The organism is Protaetiibacter larvae (genome assembly GCF_008365275.1).
In the GTDB taxonomy this organism is placed as follows: Bacteria; Actinomycetota; Actinomycetes; order Actinomycetales; family Microbacteriaceae; genus Homoserinibacter; species Homoserinibacter larvae.
In genome coordinates this window covers 2,302,514-2,315,462 of record NZ_CP043504.1, presented here as the reverse complement: position 1 = coordinate 2,315,462, position 12,949 = coordinate 2,302,514, and the positions used below count along the sequence as shown (strand labels likewise).

The following is a 12,949-nucleotide window of genomic DNA, read 5'->3' as shown; positions in this document are numbered from 1 at the left end:
GGCCGAGTCCCGATCCTGCGAGTTCGTCCATGCTGCATCCGCCGCTGCCGGCACCCCCGTCCCGCCCGACCACGCGAGGCGTCTGGGGTGCTCTCGGCCCCGCGATGGTCGCGGGGGTCGCCTACCTCGACCCCGGCAACGTGGCGAGCAACGCGAGCGCGGGCGCCGCCTACGGCTACCTGCTGGTGTGGGTGGTCGTGCTCGCCAACGCGATGGCGTGGCTCATCCAGTACCTTTCGGCGAAGCTCGGCATCGCCACCGGGCAGAGCCTTCCCGCGCTGCTCGGCATCCGCATCCGGAGCCGCCCGGCCCGCTACGCCTACTGGGTGCAGGCCGAGCTCGTGGCGATGGCGACCGACATCGCCGAGGTGATCGGCGGCGCGATCGCCCTCCAGCTGCTGTTCGGGCTGCCGCTGCCGCTCGGCGGGGTGATCACGGGCGCCGTGTCGCTGGGCCTGCTCGCCCTGCACAGCCGCCGGGGTCCGCGCAGCTTCGAACGCGTGGTGGTCGGGCTCGTCGCGGTCATCGCGATCGGCTTCTGCGCGGGACTCGTCGTCGCGCCGGTGGATGCTGCGGGCGCGGTGGGCGGACTCGTGCCGCGATTCACGGATGCCGGCTCGGTGCTGCTCGCGGCATCCATTCTCGGCGCCACGGTCATGCCGCACGCGATCTACGCGCATTCGGCGCTCACCCGCGACCGTTTCGGGCGGGTCGCGGAGGGCCCCGAGCGCCGGCTCGTGCTGCGCGCGACCCGCATCGATGTGACGATCGCGCTCGCCATCGCGGGCACCGTCAATCTGGTGATCCTGCTGCTCGCGGCGGCGACCCTCGCGGGCGTCGCCGGCACCGACACGCTCGAGGGCGCCCATGCGGCCATCGGTGCAGCGCTCGGATCGGTGGTCGCCACGCTCTTCGCGGTCGGGCTGCTCGCCTCCGGGCTCGCCTCCACCTCGGTGGGCGCCTACGCGGGCGCCGAGATCATGCAGGGCCTGCTGTGGGTGCGCATCCCGCTCATTGCGCGACGGCTGGTGACGCTCGTGCCGGCGCTCGCCATCCTGTTCGCGGGTGCGCCGCCGACCCTCGCGCTCGTGCTGAGCCAGGTGGTGCTGTCGTTCGGCATCCCGTTCGCGCTCGTGCCCCTCGTGCGGCTCACGACGCGGCGCGATCTCATGGGGGATGCCGTCAACCGGCCTGCGACGACGGTGCTCGCCTCGCTCGCGGCGGCGCTGCTCATCGCCCTGAACGTGACGCTGCTCGTGCTCGTCGCGACGGGTGTCTGAGTCGCTTCGGAACCGTGAGGCTCCGGATCAGTCGAGCACCTCGGGGTCGAGCACGATCTGCTCGTCGGTGAGCGGGGCCTCGCCGAGGCGCCGTGCCTTCCGCGCCTTGAGCACCGACTGCACGTAATGGAAGACGGTGGGGATCACCGCGAGCGCGATCGCCGCCAGCAGGATGATGTCGATGTACTCGACCACGAAGTCCGCGATCGGCTCGAAGTAGCCCAGCAGGAAGCCCGCGAAGGTGAGCCCGGCGCCCCAGATGAACGCGCCGACGGCGTTGTAGAGCGAGTACTTGCGGTAGTTCATGTGTCCGACGCCGGCGGCGACCGGCGCGAAGGTGCGCACGATGGGCACGAAGCGGGCGAGGACGATCGCGATCGCGCCCCAGCGCTCCAGGAACTTGTTGGTGCGCAGCACGTTCTCCTTCGAGAACAGGCCGCTGTCTTTGCGCTCGAAGATGCGCGGTCCCGCCTTGTGGCCGATCAGGTAGCCCGCCTCGCCGCCGAGGAACGCGGCCAACGCGATCGCGAGGCACACCCACCAGATGGGGATCTGGATGCCGGTGCCGCTCGCCGTCATGGTGCCGGTGAACGTCAGCAGGCCCGTGATGATGAGCAGGGTGTCGCCGGGGAGGATGAAGCCCACGAGCAGCCCGGTCTCGGCGAACACGATGAGGCACACCACGAGCAGCGCCCAGGGGCCGGCGCTCACGATGATCGCGTGCGGGTCGAGCCACGGGATGAGGCCGGTCGGCGCGGCGGCGATCAGCGTGAGGGCGGCAAGCGAGAAGGGCACGCGGGGTTCTCCTGTACGTCGGTCGCGCAGCGATCGGCGGGGTTTGGTTCAGCGTACCGGCAGCCGCCGCCCCGGAACCTGTGGGTTGACCCCCGGATCCGTGCGGGAGGCGGGGCTCGAACCCGCATGCCCGAAGGCACAGGAACCTAAATCCTGCGTGTCTACCGTTTCACCACTCCCGCGGCCGAATCAGTCTATGGCGGCTGTGGACAACGACGGCGGGCGCCGCGGGCGTCCAGGCATCATGACCGGATGACGAGCGCGGTCGGAGTCATCGCCGAGCAGGTGCGCGAGCGCGTGCGGCGTGAGGGCGTCGATCTGCGCGGCGATCGGGCGCTCGCCGACCGGCTCGTGCGCGACGAGGTGCAGCGCTACGCGGAGCTGGCGCTCGGCGGGTCGGTTCCGCTCCTCGCCGACGAGGCGGCGGTCACCCGGCAGGTGGTCGCGGCGCTTACCGGTCTCGGCCCGCTGCAGCCGTACCTCGACGACCCCGAGGTCGAGGAACTCTGGATCGACGCCCCTCACCTGATCTTCGCGGCACGCAACGGCATCTCGGAACGGCTGCCGATCGAGCTGACGGCGGTCGAGGTGCGCGAGCTGCTCGAGCGGATGCTGCACCAGACCGGCCGCCGCGTCGACCTGTCGTCGCCATTCGTCGACGCCTCGCTGTCCGACGGATCCCGGCTGCACGCGGTGATCCCGGACGTCACCCGTCAGCACGTCTCGATCAACATCCGCCGCTTCCGCAGCGGCATGCGCAGCCTCGTCGACCTCGTTCGACTCGGCACACTGACGAGCCAGGCGGCGGGGTTCCTGCACGTCGCGGTGCGCAGCGGCCACAGCATCCTCGTCACGGGCGCGACGCACAGCGGCAAGACGACACTGCTCGGGGCGCTGCTGGCGTCGTGTCGGCCCGAGGAGCGGGTCGTGACGGTCGAGGAGACCTTCGAACTCTCCGTCGCCGGCGTCGACCACGTCGCCATGCAGTGTCGGCAGCCAAGCTTGGAGGGAACGGGCGAGATCACTCTCCGCCGACTCATCAAGGAGGCACTGCGGATGCGGCCCGACCGGCTCGTCGTGGGGGAGGTGCGCGAAGCGGAGGCGCTCGACCTGCTCATCGCGCTGAACTCCGGCATCCCGGGGATGTCGAGCCTGCACGCGAACAGCGCACGCGAGGCGCTCGTGAAGCTGTGCACGCTGCCGCTGCTCGCAGGGCGCAACATCGACGTCGGGTTCGTCGCGCCGACGGTCTCCGGATCGATCGACCTCGTGGTGCACGCCGAACTGCAGCGCGACGGCCGGCGGCACATCACCGAGATCGTCGCTCCGACCGGTCGGGTCGAGGCGGGCGAGGTGGCGGCGGTGACCCTCTTCGAGCGACGCGACGGTCGTCTGCGTGCGACCGGCGCACCGCCGCCGCGGCTCGCGGGGTTCCAACGCGCGGGCATCGACCCCGTCGCGATCCTCACGGCACCCGAGTTCGGCGAGGCTCTGGCGTGACCGGCATCGTCTGGGGACTCGCACTCGGGGTCGGGTTGCTGCTCGTGGCGTCGCCGTGGCTGTGGCCGACGGTGGAGCCGTCGCGGCAGCCGCGCCGCCGCAACGGCGGGGCGCGGCTTCGCGAGCTGCTCGTGCAGGCGGGACTCGTGCGCACCACGCCGGGCGCCCTCATCGCCGTGAGTCTCGTGCTCGGGGCGGCTGCCGCGGTGCTCGTGCTGGGGTTGCTTCCCGTGGTCGCGCTCGCCGTCGCGGCGGGGCTCGCCGCGGCCGCGATTCCGCTGCTGGTCGTCTCGGCGCGGGCCAGATCGCGTCGTCGTGCGACGCGCGCCGTCTGGCCCGACGCGCTCGATCACCTCGTGGCGGGATTGCGCTCCGGGCTTCCCCTCGGAGAAGCGCTCGCGGCGCTCGGGGAGACCGGACCCGTGCTGCTCCGACCCGCGTTCGTCCAACTCGCCGACGACTACCGGGTCACCGGTCAGCTCGGCTACGCGCTCGACGACCTCAAGGAGCACCTCGCGGATCCGGTCGCCGACCGGGTCATCGAGACGGTGCGCGTGGCCCGCGAGGTGGGCGGCACCGAACTCCCGGCCGTGCTGCGCGCCCTCGCCGCGCATCTGCGGGCGGATGCCGCCATCCGCTCCGAGGTCGAGGCGCGGCAGACCTGGGTGGTGAGCGCCGCCCGCCTGGGTGTTGCGGCCCCGTGGATCGTGCTCGTTCTGCTCGCGGCGCGACCTGAGGCGGTGCGCGCCTACAACTCGCCGCTCGGGGTCGCCGTGCTCGCGGTCGGGCTCGTGGTGACCGTCGTCGCCTACCGGGTGATGCTCGCGCTGGGGCGGTTGCCCGAGGAGCGGCGGTGGTTCGCGTGAACTCGACGCTGTCGTGGGCGATCGTGCTCGGGCTCGCCCTGGGGCTCGGGTTGTGGTCGCTCGTGGCGCTGCTGCCGCGGCTCGGCGCGGGTCGGCTCGCGGACCGAGTGGCGCCCTACCTGTTCGACGTGTCGGCCGAGGCGCGCGCGGTGCGTTCCCGCGCGACGGGAGAGCCGGCATCCGTGCTGTGGGGGATCGTCGAGCCGCTCCTCGAACGCGGGCGGCGCTCGCTCGCGAACCTGCTGGGCGGAGATGCGGCGATCGCACGCCGCCTACGACAGGCGGGCTCCGCCACGACGGTCGCCGGGTTCCGCTCGCGACAGCTGCTGTGGGCCGCAGGTGCCGCCGCTGCGGGGATCGCCGCGGCTATCCTGCTCGCGCACTCCGTCGCGGTGTCGCCGGTCGTCGGCGTGCTGCTGGCCGTCGTGTCGACGGCATCCGGGTTGCTGCTCCCGGAACAGCTGCTCGCGCGGCGCGCTCGCGCCCGGGTGGCGCGCATCGCGGCAGAGCTGCCCACGACGCTCGAGTTCCTGAGCCTCGCGCTCTCGGCCGGCGAGACGGTGCGCGACGCCCTGCGCCGCGTTGCGCGCGTCGGTACGGGCGAGCTGGCCGGAGAGCTGCGGAGCGTTGTCGCCGACGTCGAGGTGGGGGTGCCGCTCGGTGAGGCGCTCGGGCGCTGTTCCGCGGCCCTCGGGCTGCCCCCCTTCACCCGGACCGCGGAGCAGCTGATCGCCGCGCTCGATCGCGGCAGCCCGCTCGTCGAGGTGCTGCGCGCCCAGGCGCAGGATGCCCGCGAGGACGCGAAGCGCACCCTGCTCGAGTCGGCCGGTCGCAAGGAGGTGGCGATGCTGGTGCCGCTGGTCATGCTGATCCTCCCCGTGACGATCGTCTTCGCCCTGTTCCCCGCGACCCTGGTGCTCGAGCTGGGCTTTTGACGGCTCTGCGTGCCGGGTCGAGGCCTGGTGCCCGCCAGAATCGTCGAATGGAACGACGCAGCGCGCCGCGGTGGAATCACAACCTCCACTACCACCGTGTGGTCCTCCAGGCGATCCCGCGAGACGCCCGTTCGGCACTCGACGTGGGTACCGGCAACGGCATGCTCGCGGCTGGGCTGCGCGGCACCCTCGCCGATGTCACCGGGATCGACGTCGATGCAGACGTACTCGACTCGGCTGCTGCCGAACACACGGGCATCGCATGGATTCTGGACGACGTCATGACACACGACTTCGGCCGCACCTTCGATGTCGTGGCATCGGTCGCGACCCTGCACCACCTCCCGGAGCTGGAAGCGGCGCTTCGGCGACTCGCCGAGCTCACGTCGCCCGGTGGCGTGCTCGTCATCGTCGGCCTCGCCCGGGACTCGACAGCCGGCGACCGCGCCCGGTCGCTTCTCGGCGTCGTCCAGCACCAGTGGTACTCACGCACGCGCAACTACTGGGAGCACACCGCTCCCACCTCGTGGCCCCCGCCGCACTCCTATTCGGAGGTGCGCCAGACCGCGGCGGCGCTCCTGCCGGGGGCGCGGTGGCAACGGTTCGCGCTGTGGCGCTACGCCCTCACCTGGCACCGCCCCGAGATCGAGCAGGCGAGATGACGTCGACGCCCGGCGCCGGCGCCGCGAGCGGGCGCATACTGACGAGGGGCGCGCGTGCGCCGCGGAGGGAGCACTCGTGAAGTTCGGCATCCACTTCTGGAACTACACCTTCCCGGGCGGCACCCCCACCATTCAGCCCGAACTCGCCGCGACCGCTCGTGCGGCTGATCAGGCCGGGTTCGAGCTGTTCACCGTGATGGACCACTGGTTCCAGATGGATCGCGTGAAGCCCGCCGAGGAGCCCATGCTCGAGGCGTACACGACGCTCGGCTACGTCGCCGCGCTCACGGAGCGCATTCAGCTCGCGACCCTCGTGACGGGCGTCACCTACCGCTACCCGGCGCTGCTCGCGAAGACGGTCACGACTCTCGACGTGCTCTCGGGCGGGCGCGCCTGGCTCGGCATCGGCGCCGCCTGGTACGAGCGCGAGCACCTGGGGCTCGGCGTGCCGTATCCGGCGATCTCGGAGCGCTTCGAGCGGCTCGAGGAGGCACTGCAGCTCTGCCTGCAGATGTGGGGCGACGAGGTGGCTCCCTACCACGGGAAGCATTTCCAGCTCGAGGAAACCCTCAACTCGCCGCAGCCGATCCGTCGTCCGCCGATCCTCATCGGTGGCGGCGGCGAGCGCAAGACGCTGCGGCTCGTCGCGAAGTATGCGGACGCCTGCAACCTCTTCGCCCCGAACGACGAGGAGCTCGCCCACAAGATCGACGTGCTGCGCGAGCACTGCGTGCGTGAAGGCCGGGCGCTCTCCGACATCCGGATCACGGTGCTCGCCGGTGCAGAGGAGACGGCGGACCCCGACGCCTTCCTCCGGCGCCTCGAGGTCTGGGCGGCGCTCGGGGTGTCGCTCGTGTCGTTCCGCGCCCCCGCGGCGCCCGCCGCGTTCGTGAGCGAGTTCGGCGACTCCCTGCTCGGGCGGGCCGCCGCGATCGGCTGAACCCGCGCCTGTGGACAACCGGCGACGCCCGAGACGCGCCCGCCGCAAACTGGCGGCATGCGTCGACTCCTGAACCGGCTGCACCGCGACGAGGCCGGAGATGTGCCCGGCTGGGTGCTCATCACCTTGATGACGTGCGCGTTGGTGATCCTCATCTGGGCGCTCGCCGGCCCCGCGCTCAGCGAGATCTTCGAGAACGCGATCGACAAGGTCTCGGGGATCTGAGCGATGGTCGCCGGGCGCCTCCGGGCCGCGCTCCGGGACGACACCGGATCCGCCCCCGTCGAGTTCGTGCTCGTGGGGGTGCTGCTCACCTTCCTCACCCTCGCGGTGCTGCAGCTCGCCCTCGCGCTGCACATCCGCAACACCGTGCTCGACGCGGCGGCCGAGGGTGCGCGGTTCGGGGCGCTCGCCGACAACACCCCCGCGGACGCGGGGCCGCGCACGGCCGAACTCATCAGCACCGCGATCGGCCCCGACTACGCGCGCGAGATCGAGGTGCGCGCGGGCTCGTGGATGGGGGCGCCCGCCGTGATCGTCACCGTGCGCACCACCCTGCCGCTCGTCGGCCTGCTCGGCGCGGATCGTGCTCTGGAGGTGGAGGGCCATGCGGCGCGCGAGACGCTGGACTGAGCGGCTGCACCCCCTCGCCGAGCGGGCGCGCGGCGAGGAGGGTTCGGCGTCGCTCGAGTTCATCACCACCGGGCTGCTGCTGCTCGTGCCGCTCGTGTACCTCGTGCTCACCGTCTCGGCGTTGCAGGCGGCCTCACTCGGCGTCGAGGGTGCCGCACGGCAGGCCACCCGGGTGTTCGTGCAGGCCGGGACGCTCCCCGAGGCGCAGGCGGCAGCCGAGCGCGCGATCCGGGTGACGCTCGCCGACTACGGGATCGACGCGGATGCGGCGACGGTCGCGATCAGTTGTCGCCCGGTCCCCGACGACTGCCTGGCTCGGCGCGGGTACGTCACGGTCGAGCTCGTGACGGTGGTGCCCCTGCCGCTCGCCCCGCCCGTGCTCGGCCTCGATGTGCCCGTCGGGGTCCCGGTGCGGGCGATCGCGACCGAGCAGGTGTCGCGTTTCCGGGCGGGGTCGTGACAGGGCAGGCGCTCCGGCGGCGGCGCGCGGCGTTCGCCGGGGACGAGGGATCGATCCTGCCGCTGACGATCTTCTTCGGCTTCTTGGCCCTCGCCGTGGTGCTCGTCGTCACGGCCGCGACCTCGCTCTACCTCGAGAAGAAGCGTCTCTTCACCCTCGCCGACGGCGCCGCGCTCGTGGGCGCCGAAGCCTTCGAGCTGGATGCGGTCGCGCTCACCCCCTCGGGTCCGCGACCGCTGCTCACCGACGAGGAGGTCTCCGCCGCCGTCGCGGCCTACCTGGACGGCAACCCGACGCCCGAGTTCGAGGAGCTCGCGGTCGACGCCGCCTTCACCCCCGACGGTCGCAGCGCGACCGTGACCGTGTCGTCCACGTGGCGTCCCCCCGTCGTGACGGTGTTCGTTCCGGACGGCATCCGGATCGACGCCACGGCCACCGCCCGCTCGGTATTCGGTTGACGCCGTCACCTATTCGAGGGACAGTAGGGAGAATTCTCCCGTCGTCGTGAGTTCGTCTCGTGGTTTGCCGGATTCGTGGGAGGTGCAGCGTTCATGAGATCTCACCGGCGCGAGGGCGTCGTTCGCCGTGGTCTCGCCGCGCTGGCCGCCCTCGCCGCAGGAGTCGTCGTCGCTGCGCTCCCCGCCGCGACGGCACCCAGTCGGGCCGCCATCCCCGCGCCCGAGCCGGGGATGGCGATGCTGCAGGTGAGCGTCGCCGACTACCGTGACAGCGACACGACCCTGGCGCCCCTCGCGGGCGTCACTCTCGGCCTCTTCCTGGTCGAGCCTTCCGCCCGGATCGACGCGGTCAACGGCTTCGCGACGCCGGATGCCACCCACCAGCTGTTCTTCGTGTGCGTCTCCGACCTGGATGGCGACTGCGTGTTCCAGGTGCCGATCCGCAGCGGCGTCGCGACCGTCGGGGCGACGCAGACCGCGCCGTACATGAACCTCGCCCCGGGGCAGGGCCAGGGCGTTCCCGAGGGGACGCGGCTCTACCTGGCGAGCCTCGCGGCGCCGAACGGCTACTACGCGAACCCGTTCTGGCAGACCGGTCCGCTCAGTCCGAGCGGCGGTGACCCGCTCATCGAACTGCGTCACGTGTGGCAGAGTCCGCGCCTCGTCGCCAACACCAGCTATCTCTCCGGCGACGACTGGATCAGCTCGCCCGGGCTGCAGACGGCGCCGCAGAACACCGCACCGAACTACACGCGACGCATCGCCTCGAGCGGCGTGGTCGCCTTCTCGCGGTTCAACCTCGACATGATCGACCAGTGCGGGCTCGACGTGGCCTTCATCGTCGACGTCTCGAGCTCGGTCGCGACGACGAGCGCGGGCAATCCGGACCCCGTCGGTCGGCTGAAGGGGGCGATGGACGCCTTCGTCGACGCGCTCCGGGGCACGCCCTCGCGCGTGGCGCTCTACACCTTCGGCACCGATTCGCCCGCATACGGCACCATGTTCGGGGCGAACAGCCCGCTCGTCTCGGTGGCGACCACGGGCGAGGCCACCGCGTTCAAGAACCGCTACGCGGGTTGGACGACCGCCGGATGGCCCACCAACTACACCAACTGGGATCGCGGGTTCGCCGCCGCAGCCGACGCCAACGGTCCCCCCGGCTCGCCCACGCACGTTGATCTCGCCGTGTTCCTCACCGACGGGAACCCCACCGTGTACGGGCGCTCGCCGCTCGTGAACCCGAACAACCCGAACTCCGCGCTCAAGGACACCACGAGCGGCTACACCCGGTTCCGGGAGCTCAGCGCGGGACTCGGTTCGGCGAATCTGCTGAAGGAGCAGGGCACGCGGATCCTCGCGGTGGGTGTGGGGGCCGGCGTGGCGGGAACCGGCGCGGCCGCGAACCTTCGGACCGTGTCGGGTCGCGACGCCTTCGGCGGGGCGAACTTCCTCGAGGCGGACTACCTGCAGACGAGCGACTATGTCGCCGCCGGGAACGCGCTGCGGGATGTCGTGCTCGCCAGCTGCGCACCGTCGCTCTCCGTCATCAAGCGCATCGTTCCTGCGACCGGCCCCCAATTCGACGGGGACGGGAACATCACCAACGCCTACCTGCCCGGCGACGCGTGGACCTTCGAGGGCTCGTCGATCGGGGCCACGCCCGTCGCGATCGCGAACCCCGTCGAGCAGACCGATCTCGGCACCGGGGCGCTCTCGTTCGACCTGTCGTTCGGGTCGGAGGCGACGGACCTGGTCGGTCAGATCCGCGTCGAGGAGCAGAACGCGACGGCACCGCACTCGACCTTCACCCCGCTCCCCGCTCAGACCCGTTGCGTCGAGCGGTCGACCGGGGCGGATGTGCCGATCACGGCGACCCCCGACGCGGGTGAGCCGAACACGGCGTTCTCGGTGAGCATCGGGGCGCAGCAGATCGTGAGCTGCACCGTGTACAACCAGGAGCCGCCCCGCAGCGTGCCCGCTTCGGTCGTGGTGCACAAGATGTGGGAGCTGCACAGCGCGGTCGGCGTCTCCTCGTTGCCCGACGGCGCGCAACCCTCCGGGATGTCGGCGGCGCTCGAGATCACCGGTCCCGACGCCGACACCCTCACGCCGCAGCAGTGGAGCGTGGAGCGCACGGGATACAACCTCGTGACCCCCGCGGCCGAGAGCCCGGCGAACAGCGTCCGCATCGACGAGCAGGCGACGATCGAGGGCATGCCGGGATGCACGATCACCGACCGGAACATCCGTCCGGGGCCCGCGGGTCCGCCGGGCACCGACCCGGTCGACCCGGGTGTCGTGCATCCGCTCGTCGCGGGCGTCAACGAATGGACGATCACGAACGTCGTCAGTTGCGCGAGCACGCTGACCCTCATCAAGGACGTCACGAACGGTGTGCTCGACACCCCCGCGGGGGAGAACCTCTGGACCCTGAACGCCATCGCGACGCCGTCGGTCGGCGTGCTGCCGCTCGAGCAGTTCAGCGGGCTGACGGGGGTGACCTCCGAGGTGGTGCCGGACGCGCCGTACAGCCTGCGCGAAGACCGGCCGGCCGCGGCCGCACCCGATTCACCCGAGCACGAGACCTACCACTATCAGCAGCACGACATCCGGAGCATCCCGCTCGTCTATCCGAGCTCGAGCGGGTCGTGGGACTGCGGCCCCGCGGGCACCACCTCGCGCGACTTCTCGCTCTCGGCGGAGGGCGCGATCATCGTGCCGCTCGGGATGCACTACGAGTGCACGGCGCGCAACACGACCGCGTTCATGACGGTGGCGAAGATCGTGGACGACGGCTCCGCGGATCCGGACGACTTCCGCTTCGGAGCCGCCTGGATCCCGCCGCTTCTGGTCCCGGAGGCGCAGGCGACGGTGCACATCTTCGCCCCGGGCGAGGAGCAGAGCCTGGTACCCGGACAGCACTATCGCCTGTTCGAGACCGATGCGCCCGGCTATCTGCTCACCTCGCTCAGCTGCGAGGCGGGCGGGGTCGCGGTCGACCCCAGCGACTTCGTGCTGCTGCCGGGCGCCGAGGTGGCGTGTGTCGCCCACAACGGGCGCGCCGCGATCGCGGCGACGGGGGTCTCGACGCCCGCCTGGCTGCTCCCCGCCGGACTGCTCCTTCTGCTGCTCGGCGCAGCCGGTCTCGCGATCGGGCGCCGCCGTCAGCGGCGTTTCGAGTAGCGCGGCACGAAGATGCGCAGGTCGGCCGCGCCGATGAGGCCCAGCACCCCCATCGCGGCGGCCGCGACCGGCAGCCCGGCGACCGCGGTGACGCCCGCGATGATGAGCGGCGCGACGGCCGCCCCCGTGTCGTTCGTGAAGCGCCACGCCCCGAGGAACTGCGCCGGATGCGCGGGGTCGGCGAGGTCGGCGCCGAGCGTCATGAGGATGCCCGCGCCGATCCCGTTCGAGAGCGACAGCAGCCCCGCGACGACGATGAACCAGGTCTCGGCGTTCGGCACGTCATGCGTGAACCCCAGGATGAGGTGGGCGGCACCGAGGCCGATCATCGACGGCACCGCGGTCCACAACCTGCCGAAGCGGTCCATGATCCAGCCGCCCGCGTAGAACAGCGCGAAGTCGAGCGCCGCCGCAGCGCCGATGATGAGGGCGGTCCTCGCCTCCGGGATGCCGATCGAGACCGCCCAGAGCGGCAGGATCACCTGGCGACTCGAGCGCAGCGCCGCCACGAGCGCCGAGCCGGTGCCGAGGGTGAACAGCACCCCGCGGTTCGCGACGATCGTGCGGAACAGCCCGCGCCCCTCCTCGATCGCCTCCAGCTCGCCCGCGCGCGGACGCTGGCTGACGATGTCCGCCGGATCGTGCAGCACGATGAGCACGATGATCGCCGCGAGGCAGGCCACGAGGTGGATCCAGAACGCGTACACCGCCACCCCGGTCGCCTGGATGACGGCGGCTGTGATGAACGGCCCGATCAGGTAGCCGAGCCGGAAGGTGCCGCCGAGGGTCGACAGCGCGCGGGCGCGGTAGACGGGCGGCACGAAGCTCGTCATGAAGGCGTGCCGGGCGAGCGCGAAGACGGCGGTCGCGACGCCGATGAGCAGGATCCCGATGCCCAGCACCCACGGGTTCGGCGCGAGCACCGCGGCGAGCACGCCGATCATCGACAGCGCCGAGGCGCCGATCATCGCCGAACGCTCGCCGATCCGCGCCACGAGCGCGCCGGCCGGGATGTCGCCGATGAGCTCGCCGATCACGATCATGGCCGCGATGAGGCCCGCGCCGGCGAGTCCCGCGCCCTGCTGGTGCGCGACGATCGGGATGATCGGCAGGATGGCGCCCTCGCCGATCGAGAACAGGATCGTGGGCAGGAACGCCGCCACGACCACCTGGCGCCACGGGAAGCGGGCGTCGGATGCGGGGGCGGTCATGGCTGTCTCACGCTACCTCGTTAGGC

13 protein-coding genes and 1 tRNA gene are annotated in these 12,949 nt (G+C 71.7%); 11 read left to right on the top strand and 3 right to left on the bottom strand.

The window, feature by feature from the left end; genetic code table 11:
• Positions 1-29 precede the first annotated feature (29 nt).
• The gene (locus tag FLP23_RS10905) at positions 30-1,280 is read left to right on the top strand and encodes an Nramp family divalent metal transporter (RefSeq protein ID WP_149325884.1); all 1,251 of its coding nucleotides are present in this window, start codon (positions 30-32) and stop codon (positions 1,278-1,280) included.
• 27 nt (positions 1,281-1,307) lie between these two features.
• Here the strand turns inward: FLP23_RS10905 and FLP23_RS10900 are convergent, their stop codons facing one another.
• On the bottom strand, positions 1,308-2,075 hold the full coding sequence (locus FLP23_RS10900) for a DedA family protein (protein ID WP_246139973.1): 768 nt from the start codon (positions 2,073-2,075) through the stop codon (positions 1,308-1,310).
• Between the two features lie 101 nt (positions 2,076-2,176).
• Positions 2,177-2,257, bottom strand: a tRNA-Leu gene (locus tag FLP23_RS10895).
• A gap of 70 nt (positions 2,258-2,327) precedes the next feature.
• On the opposite strand from FLP23_RS10895, the gene FLP23_RS10890 reads away from it, so the two are divergent.
• The 10 genes from FLP23_RS10890 (at position 2,328) to FLP23_RS10850 (ending at position 11,712) form a co-directional block, all read left to right on the top strand.
• The gene (locus FLP23_RS10890) at positions 2,328-3,575 is read left to right on the top strand and encodes a TadA family conjugal transfer-associated ATPase (protein WP_149325883.1); all 1,248 of its coding nucleotides are present in this window, start codon (positions 2,328-2,330) and stop codon (positions 3,573-3,575) included.
• Positions 3,572-4,441, top strand: coding sequence for a type II secretion system F family protein (locus FLP23_RS10885; RefSeq protein ID WP_210413856.1), 870 nt, complete (start codon positions 3,572-3,574; stop codon positions 4,439-4,441). Before FLP23_RS10890 ends, FLP23_RS10885 begins: the two co-directional genes overlap by 4 nt.
• Entirely contained in the window at positions 4,429-5,376 is a 948-nt protein-coding gene (locus tag FLP23_RS10880; protein ID WP_246139972.1) for a type II secretion system F family protein, read from the top strand. Before FLP23_RS10885 ends, FLP23_RS10880 begins: the two co-directional genes overlap by 13 nt.
• Positions 5,377-5,423: 47 nt before the next feature.
• Positions 5,424-6,038: a class I SAM-dependent methyltransferase gene (locus FLP23_RS10875; protein ID WP_149325882.1), complete on the top strand. Its 615-nt coding sequence runs from the start codon at positions 5,424-5,426 to the stop codon at positions 6,036-6,038.
• Positions 6,039-6,114: 76 nt separating this feature from the next.
• Positions 6,115-6,978, top strand: a complete 864-nt coding sequence (locus tag FLP23_RS10870) for an LLM class F420-dependent oxidoreductase (RefSeq protein WP_149325881.1) — start codon at positions 6,115-6,117, stop codon at positions 6,976-6,978.
• Between the two features lie 57 nt (positions 6,979-7,035).
• Positions 7,036-7,203, top strand: coding sequence for a hypothetical protein (locus tag FLP23_RS12310; protein WP_168200431.1), 168 nt, complete (start codon positions 7,036-7,038; stop codon positions 7,201-7,203).
• A gap of 3 nt (positions 7,204-7,206) precedes the next feature.
• The gene (locus FLP23_RS10865; RefSeq protein WP_149325880.1) at positions 7,207-7,611 is read left to right on the top strand and encodes a TadE/TadG family type IV pilus assembly protein; all 405 of its coding nucleotides are present in this window, start codon (positions 7,207-7,209) and stop codon (positions 7,609-7,611) included.
• Positions 7,586-8,071, top strand: a complete 486-nt coding sequence (locus FLP23_RS10860; RefSeq protein ID WP_149325879.1) for a hypothetical protein — start codon at positions 7,586-7,588, stop codon at positions 8,069-8,071. The genes FLP23_RS10865 and FLP23_RS10860 overlap by 26 nt, the downstream gene beginning before the upstream one ends.
• Complete coding sequence (locus tag FLP23_RS10855) at positions 8,068-8,529, top strand: pilus assembly protein TadG-related protein (protein ID WP_149325878.1); 462 nt, start codon at positions 8,068-8,070, stop codon at positions 8,527-8,529. Before FLP23_RS10860 ends, FLP23_RS10855 begins: the two co-directional genes overlap by 4 nt.
• 93 nt (positions 8,530-8,622) lie before the next feature.
• Positions 8,623-11,712 carry a VWA domain-containing protein gene (locus FLP23_RS10850; RefSeq protein WP_149325877.1) on the top strand — a complete coding sequence of 1,030 codons (3,090 nt, stop codon included), beginning with the start codon at positions 8,623-8,625 and terminating at the stop codon, positions 11,710-11,712.
• Here FLP23_RS10850 and FLP23_RS10845 read toward each other — a convergent pair.
• Positions 11,694-12,923 carry an MFS transporter gene (locus FLP23_RS10845; RefSeq protein WP_149325876.1) on the bottom strand — a complete coding sequence of 410 codons (1,230 nt, stop codon included), beginning with the start codon at positions 12,921-12,923 and terminating at the stop codon, positions 11,694-11,696. The two genes, FLP23_RS10850 and FLP23_RS10845, sit on opposite strands and share 19 nt — an antisense overlap.
• Between the last annotated feature and the right edge of the window lie 26 nt (positions 12,924-12,949).

Excerpts from the sequence above, each read along its gene's own strand:
- FLP23_RS10905 (WP_149325884.1), top strand. The coding sequence starts at position 30 with ATGCTGCATCCGCCGCTGCCGGCACCCCCGTCCCGCCCGACCACGCGA.
- FLP23_RS10890 (WP_149325883.1), top strand. The coding sequence starts at position 2,328 with ATGACGAGCGCGGTCGGAGTCATCGCCGAGCAGGTGCGCGAGCGCGTG.
- FLP23_RS10875 (WP_149325882.1), top strand. The coding sequence starts at position 5,424 with ATGGAACGACGCAGCGCGCCGCGGTGGAATCACAACCTCCACTACCAC.
- FLP23_RS12310 (WP_168200431.1), top strand. The coding sequence starts at position 7,036 with ATGCGTCGACTCCTGAACCGGCTGCACCGCGACGAGGCCGGAGATGTG.
- FLP23_RS10865 (WP_149325880.1), top strand. The coding sequence starts at position 7,207 with ATGGTCGCCGGGCGCCTCCGGGCCGCGCTCCGGGACGACACCGGATCC.
- FLP23_RS10860 (WP_149325879.1), top strand. The coding sequence starts at position 7,586 with ATGCGGCGCGCGAGACGCTGGACTGAGCGGCTGCACCCCCTCGCCGAG.
- FLP23_RS10850 (WP_149325877.1), top strand. The coding sequence starts at position 8,623 with ATGAGATCTCACCGGCGCGAGGGCGTCGTTCGCCGTGGTCTCGCCGCG.
- FLP23_RS10845 (WP_149325876.1), bottom strand. The coding sequence starts at position 12,923 with ATGACCGCCCCCGCATCCGACGCCCGCTTCCCGTGGCGCCAGGTGGTC.